At 70.9% G+C, this 19,228-nt stretch carries 20 protein-coding genes; 5 read left to right on the top strand and 15 right to left on the bottom strand.

Annotated elements, in window-relative coordinates; genetic code table 11:
- Positions 1 to 181 precede the first annotated feature (181 nt).
- The gene (locus ACZ69Q_RS06315; RefSeq protein WP_471037207.1) at positions 182 to 1,006 is read left to right on the top strand and encodes a TIGR02452 family protein; all 825 of its coding nucleotides are present in this window, start codon (positions 182 to 184) and stop codon (positions 1,004 to 1,006) included.
- A 3-nt stretch (positions 1,007 to 1,009) separates the two neighbouring features.
- Here ACZ69Q_RS06315 and ACZ69Q_RS06320 read toward each other — a convergent pair whose 3' ends face one another.
- The 4 genes from ACZ69Q_RS06320 to ACZ69Q_RS06335 all read right to left on the bottom strand — a co-directional run bounded on the left by ACZ69Q_RS06320 (position 1,010) and on the right by ACZ69Q_RS06335 (position 4,792).
- Positions 1,010 to 1,456, bottom strand: coding sequence for a type II toxin-antitoxin system PemK/MazF family toxin (locus ACZ69Q_RS06320; RefSeq protein ID WP_471037210.1), 447 nt, complete (start codon positions 1,454 to 1,456; stop codon positions 1,010 to 1,012).
- Positions 1,457 to 1,499: 43 nt separating this feature from the next.
- Positions 1,500 to 2,975: an SPFH domain-containing protein gene (locus tag ACZ69Q_RS06325; RefSeq protein WP_471037212.1), complete on the bottom strand. Its 1,476-nt coding sequence runs from the start codon at positions 2,973 to 2,975 to the stop codon at positions 1,500 to 1,502.
- Positions 2,976 to 3,109: 134 nt separating this feature from the next.
- The gene (locus tag ACZ69Q_RS06330) at positions 3,110 to 3,328 is read right to left on the bottom strand and encodes a hypothetical protein (RefSeq protein ID WP_030961567.1); all 219 of its coding nucleotides are present in this window, start codon (positions 3,326 to 3,328) and stop codon (positions 3,110 to 3,112) included.
- A gap of 39 nt (positions 3,329 to 3,367) precedes the next feature.
- Positions 3,368 to 4,792, bottom strand: a complete 1,425-nt coding sequence (locus ACZ69Q_RS06335) for an amidase (RefSeq protein ID WP_471037216.1) — start codon at positions 4,790 to 4,792, stop codon at positions 3,368 to 3,370.
- A 248-nt stretch (positions 4,793 to 5,040) separates the two neighbouring features.
- Between ACZ69Q_RS06335 and ACZ69Q_RS06340 the strand changes: the two genes are divergently transcribed.
- A complete protein-coding gene (locus ACZ69Q_RS06340) occupies positions 5,041 to 6,429 on the top strand; it encodes a glycoside hydrolase family 43 protein (RefSeq protein ID WP_471037220.1) in 1,389 nt (462 codons plus the stop codon).
- A gap of 21 nt (positions 6,430 to 6,450) precedes the next feature.
- Here the strand turns inward: ACZ69Q_RS06340 and ACZ69Q_RS06345 are convergent, their stop codons facing one another.
- Both ACZ69Q_RS06345 and ACZ69Q_RS06350 read right to left on the bottom strand, forming a co-directional pair.
- The gene (locus ACZ69Q_RS06345) at positions 6,451 to 7,383 is read right to left on the bottom strand and encodes an RNA polymerase sigma-70 factor (RefSeq protein ID WP_471037224.1); all 933 of its coding nucleotides are present in this window, start codon (positions 7,381 to 7,383) and stop codon (positions 6,451 to 6,453) included.
- A 45-nt stretch (positions 7,384 to 7,428) separates the two neighbouring features.
- Complete coding sequence (locus tag ACZ69Q_RS06350; RefSeq protein WP_471037227.1) at positions 7,429 to 8,322, bottom strand: sigma-70 family RNA polymerase sigma factor family protein; 894 nt, start codon at positions 8,320 to 8,322, stop codon at positions 7,429 to 7,431.
- Positions 8,323 to 8,528: 206 nt separating this feature from the next.
- Between ACZ69Q_RS06350 and ACZ69Q_RS06355 the strand changes: the two genes are divergently transcribed.
- The gene (locus ACZ69Q_RS06355; protein WP_471037230.1) at positions 8,529 to 8,807 is read left to right on the top strand and encodes a WhiB family transcriptional regulator; all 279 of its coding nucleotides are present in this window, start codon (positions 8,529 to 8,531) and stop codon (positions 8,805 to 8,807) included.
- Positions 8,808 to 8,850: 43 nt separating this feature from the next.
- Positions 8,851 to 9,531, top strand: a complete 681-nt coding sequence (locus ACZ69Q_RS06360; RefSeq protein ID WP_471037234.1) for a sigma-70 family RNA polymerase sigma factor — start codon at positions 8,851 to 8,853, stop codon at positions 9,529 to 9,531.
- A 96-nt stretch (positions 9,532 to 9,627) separates the two neighbouring features.
- On the opposite strand, the gene ACZ69Q_RS06365 is transcribed toward ACZ69Q_RS06360, so the two are convergent.
- The 5 genes from ACZ69Q_RS06365 to ACZ69Q_RS06385 all read right to left on the bottom strand — a co-directional run bounded on the left by ACZ69Q_RS06365 (position 9,628) and on the right by ACZ69Q_RS06385 (position 14,712).
- Entirely contained in the window at positions 9,628 to 10,374 is a 747-nt protein-coding gene (locus tag ACZ69Q_RS06365) for an SDR family oxidoreductase (protein WP_471037237.1), read from the bottom strand.
- Positions 10,375 to 10,489: 115 nt separating this feature from the next.
- On the bottom strand, positions 10,490 to 12,190 hold the full coding sequence (locus ACZ69Q_RS06370) for an FAD-dependent oxidoreductase (RefSeq protein ID WP_471040107.1): 1,701 nt from the start codon (positions 12,188 to 12,190) through the stop codon (positions 10,490 to 10,492).
- 140 nt (positions 12,191 to 12,330) lie between these two features.
- Entirely contained in the window at positions 12,331 to 12,825 is a 495-nt protein-coding gene (locus ACZ69Q_RS06375) for an Ohr family peroxiredoxin (RefSeq protein WP_471037241.1), read from the bottom strand.
- Positions 12,826 to 12,996: 171 nt separating this feature from the next.
- Positions 12,997 to 13,893, bottom strand: coding sequence for an RNA polymerase sigma-70 factor (locus tag ACZ69Q_RS06380; protein ID WP_471037245.1), 897 nt, complete (start codon positions 13,891 to 13,893; stop codon positions 12,997 to 12,999).
- Between the two features lie 81 nt (positions 13,894 to 13,974).
- Positions 13,975 to 14,712, bottom strand: coding sequence for a class I SAM-dependent methyltransferase (locus ACZ69Q_RS06385; protein ID WP_471037247.1), 738 nt, complete (start codon positions 14,710 to 14,712; stop codon positions 13,975 to 13,977).
- A gap of 224 nt (positions 14,713 to 14,936) precedes the next feature.
- Between ACZ69Q_RS06385 and ACZ69Q_RS06390 the strand changes: the two genes are divergently transcribed.
- A complete protein-coding gene (locus ACZ69Q_RS06390; RefSeq protein WP_471037251.1) occupies positions 14,937 to 15,869 on the top strand; it encodes a UTP--glucose-1-phosphate uridylyltransferase in 933 nt (310 codons plus the stop codon).
- A 54-nt stretch (positions 15,870 to 15,923) separates the two neighbouring features.
- On the opposite strand, the gene ACZ69Q_RS06395 is transcribed toward ACZ69Q_RS06390, so the two are convergent.
- The 4 genes from ACZ69Q_RS06395 to ACZ69Q_RS06410 form a co-directional block, all read right to left on the bottom strand.
- A complete protein-coding gene (locus ACZ69Q_RS06395) occupies positions 15,924 to 16,406 on the bottom strand; it encodes a cupin domain-containing protein (RefSeq protein ID WP_471037253.1) in 483 nt (160 codons plus the stop codon).
- A 35-nt stretch (positions 16,407 to 16,441) separates the two neighbouring features.
- A complete protein-coding gene (locus ACZ69Q_RS06400; protein WP_471037257.1) occupies positions 16,442 to 16,915 on the bottom strand; it encodes a carboxymuconolactone decarboxylase family protein in 474 nt (157 codons plus the stop codon).
- Positions 16,916 to 17,005: 90 nt separating this feature from the next.
- Complete coding sequence (locus ACZ69Q_RS06405) at positions 17,006 to 17,836, bottom strand: helix-turn-helix transcriptional regulator (protein ID WP_471037261.1); 831 nt, start codon at positions 17,834 to 17,836, stop codon at positions 17,006 to 17,008.
- Between the two features lie 34 nt (positions 17,837 to 17,870).
- Positions 17,871 to 18,845, bottom strand: a complete 975-nt coding sequence (locus ACZ69Q_RS06410) for an SDR family oxidoreductase (RefSeq protein WP_471037265.1) — start codon at positions 18,843 to 18,845, stop codon at positions 17,871 to 17,873.
- Positions 18,846 to 19,228 lie beyond the last annotated feature (383 nt).

The raw sequence follows: 19,228 nt of genomic DNA on the forward strand, positions 1-19,228 counted from the left end.
AATCTTTGCTCTCCGGGTGTTGGCTGGGGCTTTTCCGGCCGTTCCCGGTCGGCCGTGGGGGTCCGGAATTTCTGTTGCGGCGCATGACCAGCATCGCTCACGATGCCCACATGAGCACGGCGGGGGAGATCGCGGGCGGCCCGGACGGTCGCGTGGGTATGACGCGCCCGCAGGCGGCGCGATGAGCGCGCGTCTGCGCGGCATCGCGCAGCAGACGGAACAGATAGTGGCGGCCGGCAACTACCGCGCGCCGGACGGCCGGGAGGTGTCCGTCGCGGCGGCGATCGAGGCGGCACGGTTCGGCACGCGGATGTACGGGCCGGAGCCGGTCAAGGTGCCGCGGCTCCCCGCGGGGGAGACGTTCTTCGAGGTCACCGAGGAGAGCAGCCTTGAGGCCGCCCGCCGGCTCGGCGGCGACACGGCCGTACTGAACTTCGCGTCGGCCCGCAATCCCGGCGGCGGCTATCTCAACGGCGCCCAGGCCCAGGAGGAGGCCCTGTGCCGGGCCTCGGCGCTGTACACCTGCCTGCTCGGGGTCCGCGAGTTCTACGACCACCACCGCGCCCACCGCGACCCGTTCTACACGGACCGTGTCATCCACTCACCCGGCGTGCCCGTGTTCCGGGACGACCGCGGCCGCCTGCTGGACGAGCCGTTCACCGCGGGCTTCCTCACGGCTGCCGCGCCGAACGCGGGCGTTGTGCGGCGTACCGCCCCCGGGAGCACGCCCGAGCTGCCCCGCGCACTCGCGAGCCGCGCCGAACGGGTGCTGGAGACCGCCGCCGCGCACGGATACCGGCGACTCGTGCTGGGCGCCTGGGGCTGCGGGGTGTTCCGCAACGACCCGGCGCAGGTGGCGGGCGCGTTCAGAGCGCTGCTCGGGCCCGGCGGACGGTTCGCCGGGGCCTTCGAGCACGTGGTGTTCGCGATCCTCGACCGCACGCCGGACAGCCCGGTACGGGCGGCGTTCGCACGGGCGTTCCCGGAGCATGGGCTCCGGGACTAGGACTCAGGTCCAGCCGTACCGCTCGTGCAGCCGCTGCCTGACCAGGTTGAACCGCCCCCGGTCCAGGGCGCACGCCTCCCGGCGCATGCCCCGCTCGTGCAGGCGCAGGATGCGGTCCACGTCCACCCAGGAGTCGCGGCCCGACTTGTCCCACGGTCCGCTGCCGATCGCCACCCACTCCCGGTCCCCGTCGTGCCGCTTGCTGGAGAGCTGCACGGCGAGGAAGGTCCCGCCGGGCTCCCGCGCGACGACGAGCACCGGGCGGTCCTTGCCCCGTCCGTCGTTCTCCTCGAAGGGGACCCAGGTCCACACGATCTCCCCGGGGTCGGGGTCGCCGTCGTGCGCGGGGGAGTACTCGGTGCGCACCTTGCCGACCGCGCGCGGGTCGGCCTCGGTCGTGGCGGTGGGGCCGAAGCGGCCCGGGACGTTCTCGTCGGTATACGTGCTCACGGGGGCACCTTAGGGGCTGCCCCCGTGAGCTGTGCGTGAAGGGTCACTTCTCGTCCATCGGCACCTTCTGGTTCGGTGCGAGCCCGTTGAGCGGTGAGGCCTCCTTCGGCGCCTGCCCGTTCTGCTGCATCGACGCGAGCAACTGGCGCGCCAGGCCCAGCCCCGTGCCGCCCATGGTGAGCGCCTTGGCGAACATGTCCGCCATACCGTCGGCGCCGTTGAGCACCACCATGTTGTCGACGTTGCCGAACGCGGACGCGCCCGCCCGGACGATCTCCGGCCAGTTCTCGGCGAGTTGCTGGGCGACCACCGCCTCCTGGTTCTCGGCGAGGGCGGCGGCGCGGGCCTTGATGGCCTCCGCCTCCGCGAGTCCCTTCGCCTTGGTGGCCTCGGCGTTCGCCAGACCCTTCGCCTGGGCCGCGGCGGCCTCGGCCTCACCGGTGGCCCGGGTGGCGGCCGCCGTGGCCGCGCCGCGCGTCTTGGTCGCCTCGGCCTCGGCGCCCGCGGCCGCCTTGACCCGGGTCGCCTCGGCGGCGGCCGCCAGTTCCGTCTCCTTCGCCTTCGCCTCGGCGGCCGAGATACGCGCGTCACGCTCGGCCTCGGCCAGCGTGCGCTTCTCGTAGGCCATGGCGTCGGCGGGCTTGCGTACGTCGGCCTGGAGCTGCTGCTCGCGCCGGTGTGCCTCCAGCTCCGCCACCCGCGTCTCCTGGACGACGACCTCCTGCCGGGCGGCCGCGTCGGCGAGCGGTCCCGCCTGCCGGGACTTGGCGCCCGCCTTGTCGCGCTCGGCCTGATAGCCGGCCTGGAGGATCTCGCTGTCCCGGGTCGCCTCGGCCATCCGCGCGTAACTCTGCTGCTCCGCCTCGGTGGCCAGCCGGTTCGCCTCGGCCTGCGCGATACGCGCGTCCCGCTGCACGGCCGCCGCGTGCGGGGCGGCGAGGTTCTGGATGTAGCCGGTCGGGTCCTCGATCTCATGGATCTGGAGCGAGTCGACGATGAGCCCGAGCTTCTCCATCTCCGTACCGCACGCGGCACGCGTCTGCCCGGTGAGCTTCTCCCGGTCGCGGATCATGTCCTCGACCGTCAACCCGCCGACGATGGACCGCAGATGACCGGCGAAGACGTTGTGCACCCGCTCGGACATCAGCTTCTGCTGGTCCAGGAAACGGCGGGCCGCGTTGGCGATCGACACGAAGTCGTCGCCCACCTTGAAGATGACCACGCCCCGCACCTTCAGCGGAATGCCCTGGTGGGTGACGCAGTCCACCTGCAACTCGGTCTCGTTCAGGTCGAGAGACAGCTTGCGCACCGCCTGCACACCCGGCAGCACGAGCGTGCCCCGCCCGGTGACGATCCTAAAGCCCATCCCCTCTTCGAGGCCCTCCGTGCGGTGCTTGGAGCCGGAGATGACCAGTGCCTCGTTGGGTTCGGCGACCCGCCACATCATCTTGAACAGACCGATCAGAACGAGAACGGCGGCAACCGCCACCCCCGCCACGACGCCGACAACCATCGGCATACGCCCCCTTTGCATGGTGCCCTTTCGGCACCGAACGAATGGGAGTGTGCGCCTGTGCCGGGCGCAGGTACAGACGTTGACGGATCCTTGTCGCAACCTTGACGCACGGGTCTCTCACCTGCGACGGAGCGAGCTCAACTGTCGTATGCCGCCTGGACGTAGACCGTGCGCGGTGGCTGGTACTCCACCACCATCACCACCGTGCCGCGCTCGATCCGCTCGGTGCCGGTGGCCGGATAGGCGAGGAAGTGCTCGGCGCCGCCGCGCACCCGCACGATCACCTCACCGACGAGTCCCGGCCCGACCGTCCCCGTGACCCGCCCCATGAGCCCGACCATCGACGCGTCGTCCATGGTCACAGAGTAGGGCCTGAGCCGGTGAGCCGGAGTGGCTCAGGCGACCGCGCTCGGCGCCGTCTCGTCCTGCTGCGGCGGCCACAGCTCGTGCCACTTCAGCTCCGCCTCCAACTGCGCGGCCAGCGAGATCAGCAGCGGCTCGCTGTTCGCGGGCCCGAGGAGCTGGCCGCCGACGGGCAGCCCGCCCGCGAATCCCGCGGGGACGTTGACGCCGGGCCAGCCCAGCACGTTCCACGGCCAGGCGTAGGGGCAGGCGGCGATCATCGCGCGGTCGGTGGCGAATCCGCCGAGGCCGAGCATGGCGCCGATCCGGGGCGGGGGAGCGGCCGTCGTGGGCGCGAGGACGACGTCGTACGACTCGTAGAACCTGCCGATACGACGGTGCAGGACCGCCTCCGCGCGCCGGGCCGCCCGCAGCGGGGCCCCGCCGAGCAGCCGGCCAAGTCGGGCGGCGCTCTTGGTGCGCGGGTCGAGCAGGGCGGGGAAGGGCACCTCGCCGGCCCACTCGGCGATACCGGCGGTCGCGCGCGGGACGAACGTCAGCCCGATCTGGCCGTACGGCGGATCGGCCTTCTCGACGTGGTGCCCCAACGCACTGAGTTTCTCGCCGAGTTCGACAATCCTGGCCCGCACCCGTGGGTCGAGCCGGGCGGGCACGGCGGTGAACGGCGGCTTCAGGGCGAGCGCGATCCGTAGCCTGCCCGGGTCGCGGCCGACGGCCTGGGAGGCGTCGATGGACGGCGGCCGGTGCGGGTCGAGTTCGTGGTTGCCGGCGGCGGCGTCCAGCAGCAGGGCCGCGTCGGCGACCGTGCGGGCGAGGGTGCCGTTGACGGTGATGCCCTTGAAGGACTCGCCGCGCGGCCAGGTCGAGACACGGCCGCGCTGCGGCTTGATGCCGATCAGGTTGGTCCAGGACGCCGGGATCCGCACCGAGCCGGCGCCGTCCGAGCCGAGTGCGGCGGGGACGAGCCCGGCGGCGACGGCGGCGGCCGAACCGCCGGACGAGCCGCCGGGCGTGTGGTCCCGGTGCCACGGATTGCGGGTCGCGCCGAAGGCGGGTCCCTCGGTGAACGGCCACTGCCCCAGCTCACAGGTGTTGGTCTTGCCGACGATCACGGCGCCGGCCGCGCGCAGCCGCCGTACCGCCTCGGCGTCCTCGGCGGCGGGCGGGAACTGGCCCGAACAGCCGAACGCGGTCGGCTCGCCCGCGACATCCGTGTCGTCCTTCACCGCGATCGGCACGCCGAGGAGCGGTCGGCGCACTCCGGCGGCGAGTTCCACGTCGGCGGCGTCCGCCTCGGCGAGCGCGGCCTCGGCCCGCACCACCCGGAAGGCGTTGAGGGAGCCCTGCGTCGCCTCGATCCGCGCGAGCGCCTCCTCGACCAGAGCCCGCGACGTCACCTCCCCGTCGGCCAGCGCACGGGCGGACTCCGCGAGGCCTGCGGCACGGTCGGGCGTCATACGGGGCACCTCCGGGGCGACGTTGTCTACCGAACGGTAACCTCCGGTGGGTCGACGGCGGAACGTTTTCGCCCGGTGCGGCTCCGAGGTTCACCACAGGTTTCACCCAGGTCCCGCCTCTCCGTGCGCAAACCATTGACGCGCCAGAGCCTCACCCCTACCTTCTGATCGAATTTCCGAACCACGTTCGAAATTGCGAACGTTCGCCTGTTCGGAGTCGTCCCTTGAACCGTTAGGGAGAGCCGCACGTGACCAGACGCCCCCACACCCCGTCCCGCCGCGCCCTGCTCCGCGCGATGGCCGCCCTGCCCGCCTCGGCGCTGGTCCTGGGCGAGGCCCCCGGACTGCTCGGCACGGCGCTGGCGGCCGCACCGCCGAGCGGCTCGGCCACCCGGTACACGATCGTGCCGTTCCTGAACAGCGACGACGGGACCGTGAACGTCTATCAGTCGGACGACGCCACCGACTTCCGCCTGGCCCGGGCCTCCGCCTACACGCCGCCGAGCAACCGCATCCGCGACGCGAGCGTCTTCAAGCACACCAACGGCTACTACTACGTCACCTACACGACCCACACCTGGCAGGACACCAGCACCACCATCGGCTTCGCCCGCAGCACCGACCGGGTCAACTGGACGTTCCTGTACGACTACACGGTCCCGATCGCGGGCCTCTCCCGCGCCTGGGCGCCGGAGTGGTTCGTCGACAGCGACGGCAGCGTGAACGTCATCGTGTCCTGCTCCACCACCGACGACGAGTGGATCTTCACGCCGTACCTGCTGAAGGCCTCCAACTCCGGGCTGACGACATGGAGTTCACCCGTAGCCCTGTCCGGCATCGGCGAGAACCACATAGACACCTTCGTCGTGAAGACCGGCTCGACCTACCACGCCTTCACGAAGAACGAGACGACGAAGTACATCGAGTACGCGACGGCCTCTGCGCTGACGGGCCCCTACACCATCTCCAGGACCGGCAACTGGGCCGGCTGGGGCAGCTACCGCGAGGGCCCCGCCCTCATCCAGCTCGACAACGGCGGCTGGCGGCTCTTCTTCGACGGCTACGGCGACGGCACGTACTACTACAGCGACAGCTACGACACCTTCGCCACCTGGTCCGCCCCGGCCGCCCTGCCCGCCGTCTCCGGAACGGCCCGCCACTTCACGGTCATCAAGGAGACCGTCTCCGGCGGCCCGGCCCTGACGAAGAACGTCACCCGCTCCTTCCAGTCGGGCAACTACACCACCCGCTACTGGCAGACACAGTCCTCGCTGCTCAACCTCCCGGTGGTCAGCGGGTCCAGCACCACCGCCGAGAAGCAGGCGTCGACCTTCACCGTCGTGGCCGGCCTCGCCGACGCGGGCGGCTACTCCTTCCGTGACTCGTCCGGAAAGTACCTGCGCCACTACGACTTCCGCGCCCGTTTCGACACCAACGACGGCACGTCCACCTTCGCCAAGGACGCCACGTTCATCGCCCGCACGGGCACGCCGAGCGGCTCGATCCGCTGGGAGTCGTACAACTACCCCGGGTACTACCTGCGGCACTACAACTACCAACTGCGAGTGGAGCGGGCGGACGGCACGGATCTGTTCCGGCAGGACAGCTCGTTCGTACCGGTGACCGTTTGGAGTTGAACCCCTTCCAGAGCCCGAGTGTCAAGTTGCGGCTCGGACGGCGAGTGCCCCGGTGTTGCGGGAGGCCGAGTCCATGAACGCGGCGATCTTGCTCGGGTTGAACATCCACATCAACTGGTGAATGCCCGCCCGCGAGGCCGCCATCGTCATGAACGTCGTGGGCCGGCCGTCCCGGTGGAGCAGCACCGCGCCGCGTCCGTTGGCCTCGACGCGGCGGACCTCCACCCCGCACCAGAACCGCCGGGTCGCCGTCGCCAGGTTCGCCACGCGCGCACGGCCGAGCACGGGGACGCGGGCGGCGCCCCGGATGCCGTTGCCGTCGGACAGGCTGACGGCATCCGGCGTCAGGACGGCCTCCAGTGAGGCGATGTCGCCGTTGCGCGCCGCCGACACGAAGGCGTCGAGGAGCTGCCGATGTGCCACCGCGTCGACGGCCTCGCGCTGGCCGGCCCCCAGATGCTTACGGGCCCGGCTCACGATCTTGCGTACGTTGACGGGGCTGAGCCCAAGCATCTGCGCGATCTCGGAGTAGGCGTAGTCGAACGCCTCCCGCAGGACGTAGGCGGCCCGCTCCGTGGGATTCAGCTTCTCCAGCACGAGGAGCAGCGCGAATTCGAGAGCCTCCGCCCGTTCGGCGCCGACCTGGGGATCGTTGCTGGTGTCGACGGGCTCGGGCAGCCACGGGCCGATATAGGTCTCGCGGCGGACCCGGGCGGACTGGGCGACGTTGATGGCCAGCCGGGTCGTGGTGCTCGACAGAAAGGCGGCGGGGCTGATCACCACCGAGCGGTCGGTCCGCTGCCACCGCATCCACACCTCCTGCACCACGTCCTCGGCCTCGGCGGCGCTTCCCAGGACGCGGTAGGCGATACCGAAGAGCCGCGGGCGGAGCTTCACGAAGACAGAAACGGCCTCGTCCAGGGTGTTTTCCGGGGGGGACGTCTCGAGATGCATGATCCTGCGGTCTCCGTTCCTGCGAGCAGCGGTGCCCGGTGGTGGTCATCGGACGTCACGGCTCTTCCCAACTCGTCCGCTTGACTGACCGGCGGGCTCCCCGTTCTGTGACAGGTCTGCCGCATGTCGAACCGTGTGATTCCAGGTCCGGAGTTTGTCGGGGTTGAGGATGACCCAGACCTGCACGACCTGCGGGCCGGCGACATCGAGGCTGATGACCGCGGCGACCTGACGTCCGTAGCGCACCACCAGCCCGGTCCGGCCGTTGACCGCATGCGTGTCCAACGTGGTCCACGGATGCCGCGCCAGCAGCGTCAGCAGACTGCGCGCCACCGGCGCACCCCCCTGCACCGGCCTGACCAGCGCCCGGACCTTCCCACCACCGTCGAAGAACGCCGTCGCGTCCACCGCGAGCAACGACGTCAGCACCGCCTCGTCCTCACCCGCACAGGCGTCACGCACCGCCCGCACCACCGCGTCGTGCTCACCCGCCGACGTCGGCCGCCCCCGCAGGGCGCGCAGGCTCCGCCGCGCCCGCTCCGCCGGCTCCACACACCGCGGCTCGCTCTGCCGGACGATGTCCGCGACCGCCCGCGGCGCCGTCCCGAACGCATCGGTCGGCACGAACGCCGCCCGCTCCGCCGGGGACAACGAGTCCCACGCGTCCAGCAGCACCCGGCCGACCTCGTCCGCCCCGTTCTGCACGGGCGACATCAACCGGGACAGGCAGACGCCTCCCACCACCCGGGCCAGCCACGACCGCGGCTCCGCGATCCGCGCCCGCTCCGCCTCGGACAGCCCGAACCACCGCCGGTACGCCTCGTCGATCACCCGCTCGGCGTCGCGCCCGCTCCCCAGCATCCAGAACGCCACATCGAGCAGGTGCCGCCGCTCGTCCAGCAGCTCCACCAGCGACACCGCATCGCCCGCACCCGCCACGGCCCGACCTCCCTCGCGCGCAGCCCCATACGACGACCACCACATCGATCTCGTGATGCGTCCGCTCGTCAGGTGTGACCGGACAGGCCCGCCTCCTGTGACATGCGCCCGCTTGTCACACCTGCGCCGGCCATCCGGTCTCCACTTGCGACAGACCGTGCCGTGCCCCGTGCGGCACCGACCGCCGATCGCCGAGGAGGTCTTCCGTGGAGTGGCGTGAAAGGGCGATCTGCCTGGCCGAGGACCCTGATCTGTTCTTTCCCATCGGGAACAGCGGCAGTGGCCCGACGCTGATCCAGACGGACGAGGCGAAGGCCGTGTGCGGGCGCTGCCCGGTGCGGGAGCAGTGCCTCGACTGGGCTGTCGGCGCCGGTCCGGTGGAGGGGATCTGGGGCGGCACCACGGAACAGGAACGCCAAGCCATGGCCCGGCGATCGGCAGGCCGCGAGGTGCGGTCGGCCGTCCGCGGCGAGATGTTGGAGTAGGCCCCTTTTCGGGCCGCCGACCCACCGAGCCAGGGAGCCGGTCGTGGACACGCATATGGTCGAAGCCGGGCCGGGCCGGAAGCGGGCGGGCACGACGGCCGCCTCGGCGACGGTCCTGGCGGATGACGCGACATCGGTGTTCGTGCAGGCCAGACCCGGACTCCTCAGGATCGCCAACCGGATCGTCGGCGAAGCGTGCGAGGCGGAGGACGTCATCCAGGAAACCTGGCTGCGGTGGCAGGGGGCGGACCGTACGGTCGTCCGCAACCCGTCGGCGCTGCTCAGGACGACCACCGCGCGGCTGGCGATCAACCTCGTCCAGTCCGCCTTCAAGCGCCGGGAGTCCTGTGCCAGTCCCTGGTTCCCGGAACCGACGGACCTCGATGCCACACCGGAAGCGGTGGCGGAGCGGCACGACGCCGCCGAGGGGGCGGTTCTGCTGCTGATGGAGAGGCTGACGCCGAGGCAGCGCGCGGCCTACGTCCTGCGGGAGGGGTTCGACTATCCGTACGGCCGGATCGCCGAGCTCTTGGGTATCGGCGTCGCCAATACGAGGCAGCAGGTCTCAAGGGCCCAGGAGCGGCTCGCCGCGGACCGTCCCCGGCAGCCCGTGGATTCCGTCGCGCACCGGCGGCTCGTACAGGCATTCCTCGCGGCGGCGCAGTACGGGGACCTCGCGTTTTTGGAAACGGTGCTCGCGACGGAGGCGGGGGCGCGCGCATAGGCCGTGCGGCCGCCGCTCCAGTCGGCGCGAATTCATGAACGAATTGGCGTGAATGAAGCGGCCCCTGCCCGCCGGCAGGGGCCACCCGGCGGTTTTCTACTTCTGCCGCGCGATCCAGTCGGACAGCTTGGTCTCCGCGATGTGCGCGTCCGGACCGGGCAGGAGCGTGGTCTCCTGAAGCCGGGCACCGGAGTACGGCGCCTTCGGGTCCGTGACGACCGTGCGAGGGTCGTTGTTGTCGGACAGCGTCTTGCGGATCAGTTCGTCGAGCTGGAACACATCGGGGCCCGCGATCTCCACCACACCGTTGACGGGCGTGGCGACCGCGGTGCGGCCGACGGCCGCGGCCACGTCGTCGGAGTAGATCGGCTGGAACTTGGCCGGGGCCAGGTGCACGGTGTCGCCGTCGGTCGAGATGTCGGCGATCCCCTTGATGAACTCGAAGAACTGGGTGGCGTGGACGATGGAGTAGGGCATGCCGGACGCCTTGATGAGCTCTTCCTGCGCCTGCTTGGCCCGGAAGTACCCGCTCTCCTGGAGCCGGTCGGTGCCCACCACGGACAGCGCGACGTGGTGCGTCACACCCGCCTCCGCCTCCGCCTTGAGGAGGTTGGTGGTGGAGGTCCGGAAGAAGTTCAGGACGGCGTCGTCCTCCCACGACGGCGAGTTGGACACGTCCACCACCACCGACGCGCCCTTCAGGACTTCGGCGAGACCCTCGCCCGTCAGGGTGTTGACGCCGGTGTTGGGCGCGGCCGCGACCGCCTCGTGCCCGTGCTCGGCGAGCTTGCCGACCAGCTTCGAGCCGATGAGCCCGGTTCCACCGATCACTACGACCTTCATCACGGATTCCTCTCGGAGAAAATTCTCTCTGTACTGGAAGAGACCGGGCAGGGGTTCTGCCTGTGACAGACGCCGGGGCAGAAATCCAGAGAATTCCCTGCCTTGCGCCGGCGGCTCATTCGACAAGCTTTCCTTCGGTGGAGACTTCCTGCATCAGGGCGGAAATCTCGTCCGGAATATCGGGGATGCTCTCGCGGGTCACACCGGTCGCCGGGGACCACACGAGATTGACGCGCAGAGCGGGATCCAGGTCCGGGTGGTCGCTGCGGTTGTGGCAGCCACGGGTCTCGCGACGCTCCAGCGCCGATTCGAGGGTGGCCCGCGCGGCCAGGGCGGCAGCCTTCAGATCGAAGGCGTGCGCGAGGTCCTGATAGCCGGCGATGTCCGGGTGCACGCCGACGTCCGCCATCCGCTTCTCGATCACCGAGAGCTCCGCGAGGCCCGCGCGCAGGCCCTCTTCGTCGCGTACGACTCCCGCGTGCTCCGTCATGGTGTTGCGGATGGCGCGTTGCAGCGCGCGCACGTTCTCCGGCCCGTCCGCGGCGAGCAGGTCGTCGATATCCGCGCGGGCCTCGGCGACGGCCGCCGCCGAACGCCGCTGCACGGTCAGGGACTGCGAGTAGGCGGCGGCCGCCCGTCCCGTGATCCGGCCGAAGACCAGCAGCTCGATGAGGCTGTTTCCGCCGAGCCGGTTCGCTCCGTGCAGCCCGCTCGACGCCTCACCGATGGCGTACAGCCCCGCCACATCGGTGCTGTGGTCCTCGGGACGCACCCACACCCCGCCCATCGAGTAGTGCGCGGTGGGCGCGATCTCGATGGGCTCGCGGGTGATGTCCAGCATCTGGAGGTCGAGCATCGTCTGGTAGACGCGGGGGAGCCGCGTCATGATCGTCTGACGGGGCAGATGGGAGACGTCGAGCCACACACCCCCGTTGGGGGTGCCCCGCCCTTCCTTGATCTCCGTGTAGGAGGCCAGGGCAACCCGGTCGCGGGTGGACAGCTCCATCCGGTCGGGGTCGTAGCGGGCCATGAACCGCTCCCCGAGGGCGTTGCGCAGGATCCCGCCCTCGCCGCGGGCGGCCTCGCTGACCAGGGTCCCGGCCGCGTTCTCCGGCTCGATGATCCCGGAGGGGTGGAACTGGACCAGCTCGGCGTCGCGCAGCCGGGCACCGGCGTCCACCGCCAGCCGGAAGGAGTCGCCGGTGTTCTCGTCCCGCCGTGAGGAGGTGCGCCGCCAGATACGCGTGTGGCCGCCCGCGGCGAGGATGACCGCGTCCGCGTGGATCACATAGCGCCTGCCGCTAGCGAGGTCGAAGCCGTAGGCACCGAAGACGGTGCCGTCGTGCACCAGCAGCCGGGTGATGTAGACGCCTTCGAGCACGGGGATGTCGAGCTGCTGGGCGCGCCTGATGAGGGTGCGCTGGATCTCCAGACCGGTGTAGTCGCCGGCGAAAGCGGTGCGCCGGAACTTGTGCGCGCCGAAGAACCGCTGGGAGATACGCCCGTCCTCCTCACGGGCGAAGGCCATGCCGTACCGCTCCAGGTCGTCGATGCCCCGGGCGGCGCCCTGGGTGACGATCTCGACCGTGCGGGGGTCGGCCAGAAGGTAGCTCTCCTTGATCGTGTCCGCCGCGTGCTGCTGCCAGCTATCGTCGGGATCCATCGTGGCCAGCGCCGCGTTGATGCCGCCGGCGGCGAGGGCCGTGTGGGCGTCTTCCTTGGGGCGCTTGCCGACCGCGAGGACGTCGACGCCAGCCTCGGCCAGTTCGATCGCCGCACGCAGACCGGCACCGCCGGTGCCGATCACCAGCACCATGGTGGAAAGACGTTGTTCGGTGATAGCCACGGTCTTCTCCGATCACGGGGATGTCACTCATTACGACCGGACCGCCGGCTCATCTGTGACAGCTTCCCGTTGCCCGGACACGTTTGCGGGCTTGGCCGTCCTGTAGTTCCTTACGCCAGCGTGATCGTCGTCGGTGTTCCCCGCCAGGCCATCCGCGCGTACGGGCACAGCGAGTCGGCCTTCGTCAGGAGCGGAGCGGCGATCTCCGGGTCGATGCCCGGCCACCTGACCACGAGGTCGATGTGCAGCAGGTAGCCGCCGTCGCCCGGATCCCGCCCGAAGACCACGGTCGCCTCGACGGAGATCGGGGCCGGGTCGAGTTCCTCCTGGCGTGCCACCAGGCTCAGGGCGCCGTGGAAGCAGGCGGCGAACCCGGCCGCGAACAACTGCTCGGGATTCGTCCCCCGGCCGTCTCCCCCCAGTTCGGCGGGCATGCGCAGGTCGAGGTCGAGGACCCCGTCGGCCGAGCGCGCCCTGCCGGAGGCGCGCCCGTGACTCGCCGGTCCGCCGCTCACCGTCACCGTGGTGGTGTAGATGGGGGAGAAGGAGTCGCCGGCGTAGTCCTTCTCGGTGGACAGGCCCGGCAGCTTGAACGGCTCGCTCATCGGGCGCCTCCCGCCGGGCCGTACGGCGGGAGGACCGAACCGGTCACTGAACATGCCATCTTCGACGCACCTCTGCCTCGTCGCGGTCTTCCCAGGTCCGGGACAGCCGGTTGACCGACAAGTCACCGAACCTGTGACAGCGGCCACCGAGGCGGCGTGCGGCCGTCGGCCTCAGTCGGTCAGCGACGCCACGTAGGGAGCCAGCTTGGCCGGGTTCATGACCCACATGATGCGTTCGATGCCCCGCTCCGAGACATCGACGCAGAGCAGTGCCACCGGGTCTCCGTCTGCGGACACGAGGACCGCCGGCCTGCCGTTGGCCTCGACCCAGCGGACCTCCGCGGGAGGCCAGAACCGCGGGGCGAAGGCGGCGAGGTACTTGGCGACGCGCAGACGGCCGACGACCGGGATCTTGGACGCCCCGCGGATCCCGCCGCCGTCGGAGTAGCTGACCACGTCCTGCGCGAGGACGTTCTCCAGCACCGACAGGCTGCCCGTCCGGGCCGCGTCGAGGAACACCTCCAGCAGACGCCGGTGAGCCGTGGTACTGACCGGCTCCTTGCGCTCCGCCGCCAGGTGCTTCCTGGCCCGGGTCACCAACTGGCGTGTGTTGGCCTCGCTCGTCTCCAGGATCTCCGCGATCCGCTTGTACGGGTAGTCGAAGGCCTCCCGCAGCACATAGGCGGCCCGTTCCACCGGGTTGAGCTTCTCCAGGAGCAGGAGCACCGCCATGTCGAGCGCCTCCGCCCGCTCCGCACCGAGCTGCGGATCCGCCCGGGTGTCGACCGGCTCGGGGAGCCAGGGGCCGGTGTACGACTCACGCCGCATCCTGGCGGACTGGGCGACGTTGATCGCCAGCCGGGCGGTGACCGTGGCGAGGAACGCCGCCGGCTCCTTGATCTCGCTGCGGTCGGTCCTCTGCCACCGCAACCACGCGTCCTGGACGACGTCCTCGGCCTCCGCGGCGGTGCCGAGGATGCGGTAGGCGATACCGAAGAGCTGGGGGCGCGCCGCCATGAACTGCTGTGCTGCCCGGTCGAGGGAGTCTGTGCCGTCCTCGGCGCGCATGCATCTCCTCCAGTCCTGGACGACCAGGCTACAAGCGGGCACGACGGGACGCGCGGCCGGGCCGCCGTCGCCGCACGCCCGTCAGTGCCGCCCCAGCCGCACCGCGAGAACGGCGGGATCGGCCCGTTCGGGCAGCGGAAGGAACCCGGAACCCGCGAGCTCCGCGATCACCTGCGCACGGGACGCCGGCCACATCCAGAACGTCTCGGAGTACTCGCGCAGAACACCCCGCGCGCCGCGCACCCAGTAGTCGAAGCGTGTCCGGATCCGGTCCGCGTCGGCCGACATCACCATGCGCCCTCCGTACACATGCTGGCCGACCTCCTGGCGCGGCAGATCATGCGTCGCTTCGCCATGGGGGAGGCGGTCGGGCGGGAGGTGGACGAGGAGGACCCCGCCGGGCACGAGTGCGTCGACGACGGCCGGCCACAGGGCGCGGCGCGCGTCCGGCGGGAGACAGCCGATGGTGTTATGGCATATCGCCACGTCGGCCACGTCTCGCAGCCCGGCCTCGCCGAGTCCGACGGGATGCACGGTCACCCGCGACCTCATGCCCACGGGCAGCGCCGCCAGGCGCGTCATCAGCAGGGACCGCATGGAACGCGCGGGTTCCACGGCATGCACCGGAACCCGCGATCCGGCGAGGCTCATGAGCGTGACCCGCCCGGTGCCGGCACCGACGTCCAGCACGCCCCGGCGGGCGGTACGGACGTCGCGGCCGTAGAACCTGTGCACGCGGGCCCGGTCCTGGTCCGCCTGAAGGATGTCGTAGAACTCGGCACTGACCTCGTAGGCGTCCCGTGGCTCCGGGCTCCGCACATCAACGGTGACATCTGACAGGAAAGGGAGCATATAGATATAGACAGGACGGATGGCCTATCTGTGACAGTGGGCATCGAAAGCGGTGACATACCGGCGCGGGCGGATGTCGTGGTCCCGCGGTGATCGTCCATCGGGCGCCGGGCAGGGCCACGACAGGCGTTGGTAGCGTCGGCCGTGCCGCGCCTGCCGGTGCGGTGCGCCGACCGACCGAGAGAGATGCGATGCCCCCGACGATCCGCAGGGCCGTGATCCCCGCCGCCGGACTCGGCTCCCGACTGCTGCCCCTGACGAAGGCGACACCCAAGGAGATGCTCCCGGTCGGCGACAAGCCGGTCATCGAGCACACCGTGCGCGAGCTGGTGGACTCCGGAATCACCGACATCACCATCGTGGTCTCCGGCGGCAAGAGCCTCATCCAGGACCACTTCCGCCCCAACCCGGCCCTCGTCGAACAGCTCCGCGCGGACGGCAAGACGGCCTACGCCGACGCCGTCGAGGAGGTCACCGAGCTGGCCCGCAAGGGCCACATCACCTACCTCGACCAGTACGGCCCCTACGGCAACGGCACCCCGGTGCTGAACGCCGCCCGTTCCTTCGGCGACGAGCCCGTGCTCGTGCTGTGGCCCGACGACGTCTTCGTGGCCGAGGTGCCCCGCGCCCAGCAGCTCATCCGGGCCTACGAGCAGACCGGCTGCCCGGTGCTCGCCCTCCTGCCGATGGACCCCACCGAGTCCCAGCGCTACGGCGTCCCCATCGTCAAGGAGGACCTCGGCGGCGGCCAGCTCCGGATCACCGGTCTCGTCGAGAAGCCCGAGCCCGCCGCCGCCCCGTCGTCGTACGCGGCCATCGGCGGCTACGTCGTCACCCCCGGCATCATCGACGAACTGCGCGAGCAGACCCGCCGGTGGTACGAGCACCGCACCGGCGAGGTCTACCTGACCGACGCCATCAACGCCTACGCCGCCACCCGCGCGGTGTACGGGCAGGTCATCAAGGGCCGCTGGTACGACACCGGCAACCCGGCCGACTACCTGGTCGCCCAGATGGCGTCCGCCCTCGCCCACCCGGAGTACGGTCCCCTGCTGCGCGGCCTGGTCGCCGCACTCGACGACGACAGCGCCGCCCGCCGGACACCGGCCACTGACGAGAGGTAGGACGGGACCGGCGGCGGATGACGTGTCCTCTCGGGTCCCGTCACGATGCACGTCCTATTCCACGAAGTACGAGTCGTGCTCGTCGAAGAACCTCGCGCGTTCCTCGTCCGTGGCGTCGGCCAGTTGAGACAGCCCTTCGAAGTACGCCTCACGCGGCGCCCCCGGTGTGAACAGGAGCAGCATCTCGGCGGGCGCGTCGGAGTCGTTGCGGAAGGCGTGCAGTCCGCCTTGCGGCACGTGCAGGAAGTCGCCCTGCCGGGCGTCGACCCACTGTTCGCCGTTGAAGAGACGGACGGTGCCGCCGAGGATGAAGAAGGATTCCGAGACGGTGCGGTGGAAGTGCGTCTTCGGGCCGCCCGCCCGCGCGCTCATCTCGACTCGGTAGAGCCCGAACTCGCCGCGCGTGGTGGTCGTGGTCGCCAGGTAGTGAATGGCGTCCTCGCCGGCTGTGCCGAGGTTCGGCGCAGTGTCCGCCGGCCGGAAGTCCGCGCTGACCTCTCCGCCGTCGCCGTGGTAGACCTGCTTCGGATACGACATGCCGACCGCTCCTTTCGCAAAAAGTGACGGGTCGGTCAGCCGAACTGGCCGGGCTGGTAGTCGCCGGCGGGCTGCTGGTTGATGACGTTGACGCGGTTGTAGGCGTTGATGACGGCGAGCAGGGAGATCAGCGCCACAAGCTGCTCCTCGTCGAAGTGCTTGGCCGCGTCGGCCCAGGCCTCGTCGCTGACGCCGCCGGCCGCGTCGGCGATACGGGTGCCCTGCTCCGCCAGCTCCAGGGCGGCGCGCTCGGCCTCCGTGAAGACCTTGGCCTCCCGCCAGGCGGCGACCAGGTGCAGACGCTGCACCGTCTCACCGGCTTGGGCGGCGTCCTTGGTGTGCATGTCCGTGCAGAAGCCGCAGCCGTTGATCTGGCTCGCGCGGATCTTCACCAGTTCCTGGACCGTGCCCGGCAGGGACGAGTCCGCGATCAGCTTGCTTGCCGAGTTGATGTGCCGCAGCACCTTTCCCGCGAGGGGGTTGCCGAAGTAGTCGAGACGCGGTTCCACGGTGTTGTCTCCTTGCCGTTGGGATGGGCTACACCCCACTGACCGGACGGGACCGGAAGGTGTGACAGCACGGCAGGTGTGAACCAGGTCTCACCACTGTTCGCCGAGGACGGTCAGCAGCCGCAGCCTCTCCTGGCTCTCCGTGCCCGGTACCGCGGTGAACACCTGAAGCCGCTGCGCCTGGTCGGGGTCGACGAGGGTCTGACAGTGCAACTCCAAAGGCCCGAGCCGCGAGTGACGGAACCGCTTCGGGCCGCAGTAGGGGCCGAGAACCGGGTGCTCGCGCCAGAGCGCGGCGAACTCGGCGCTGGCCGACCGCAGCGCGTCGACGAGGTCGGAGGTCGGCGAATCGCCCCCGTCCCGCGCGTACGCGCCGCGCAGATCCGCCACCAGCAGCCGGCTCTGCTCGGCGTGCTCGCCGTCCGGACGGATCAGCCGGGACGCGGGATCGGTGAACCACCGGTAGTGCAGGCTGCGCTCCCGTCCGGTGAACGCCGTCTCGTCCCCCAGCAGCGCGACGGCGGGCCGCGTCTGCCGCAGCGTCTCGCCCAGGTGGTTGACCACCTGCGCGGGAGTGTCCGCGAGCCGGTCGAGGATGCGCATCATCCCCGGACTGAGGTGATCCCCGCGCCGCACCCGGTGCGGAACGGCATGGCCGACGAGCCGGAACAGATGGTCCCGTTCCGCCAGCGACAGCCGCAGACCGCGGGCCAGGGCGGCCGTCATCTGCTCCGAAGGACGCGGCCCTCGCGGCTGTTCGAGCCTGCTGTAGTAGTCGACCGACATGTCGCACAGGGCGGCGACCTCCTCTCGGCGCAGCCCGCCGGTCCGCCGGCGCCGCCCGCGCGGGAGCCCGACGTCCTCCGGCTGAAGGGCCTCACGCCGCGCCCTGAGGAAAGCGGCCAATTCGGCTCTGTCCACTGTTGGTTCCCCTGTTCCGACGGTTCTGCGGTACTTACGGCGAGACCGTCCCCGAGCGTTGGTCGTCCACGGACTCGTCCACTGGCTCGAACGCGACTCCCGTCAGACGCTCGGAGACCTGCCACAGGCGGGCCGCGTCCGCCTCGCTGCGGGCCGACTTGTACAGCGCCAGCTCGGTGGGGCCTCCCGTGAACTGCCCGAGGCCGTCTGGACCGTACAGGCGCCCGCCCTCGGCGCGTGGACTCGTGGCCGCGTACAGCGCAGGAAGCACGCCCGCCTCCACCGCGTGCACGAGGACGCCCCAGCGGGCCAGCCGGCTCATGATCCGCTCGTGCGGCGCGGGGCGGGAGCGGCCGAGGTTGGGGCCGGACGCGTAGAGGTTGGTCAGCGTCGTGCCGGGATGGGCGGCGTTGCTCACGATGCCCCAGCCGCCCGCCGTGCTCCGCCGGTCCAGCTCCAGCGCGAACAGCAGATTCGCCAGCTTGGAGAGGTTGTAGGCACGCACCGGCGCATAGCGCCGCTCGCTCTGGAGGTCGTCCCAGTCGATCCGGCCGCCGCGCGCGGCAGCGCTGGTCACGGTCGTCACCCGGGCCCGGCCCGCCCGCAGCAACGGCAGCAGCCGCCCGGTCAGCGCCGCATGCCCGAGATGGTTGGTGCCGAACTGGAGCTCGAACCCGTCCACCGTCGTGTGCCGGGTGGCCGGCGCCATCACGCCCGCGTTGTTGATCAGCAGGTTGATCGGCCGGCCCTCCGCCCGCAAGGTGCCGGCGAGGTCCTCGACCGAGGCCAGCGACGCCAGGTCGAGGACGCGCGTGGAGACCTTCGCCGCCGGGGCGAGGGCCCGGATCCGTTCGAGGGCGGCGGCGCCCTTGGCCGCGTTGCGGACCGGCAGCACGAGCTCCGCGCCGGCCCGGGCCAGCCGCTCCGCCAGCCCCAGCCCGACCCCGTCGCTCGCACCGGTCACCACGGCGAGCCGGCCGTGCAGATCGGGGACGGTGACTTCCTTCATCGCATGCTCCCAGCGTGCGGTCGTGAACACGGTCGAGTACGAGGGTGCGCGGACCGGAGGCCCCGCTCCATGCGGCGCTCAACCATGGTCCGGCAGTACATGGCTGAGCCCCCTGGGGCTGCGTCCGGCGGGCAACGGCGTCCGGGCGTCCGCACCTGCACGACCCTGTATAACACCGTGTGACACGGCGCTGTTTCACGCGAGGTCGGCGGTCCCCCCGGCGGCGGCGTTACTAGGGTTTTTCCCGTCCTCGCCGACCGAGACTCTCACCGTGCCGCATCCGAGAGAACCCGCAGAACACGCCGTCTGACCTGAGCCGACGCCCCGCGTCCGACCGGCTCCCGGCCCAGGTCGTCCTGACGGGGCGGCCGCCCATCCCCCGG

Source organism: Streptomyces sp. NPDC036764 (assembly GCF_055609385.1).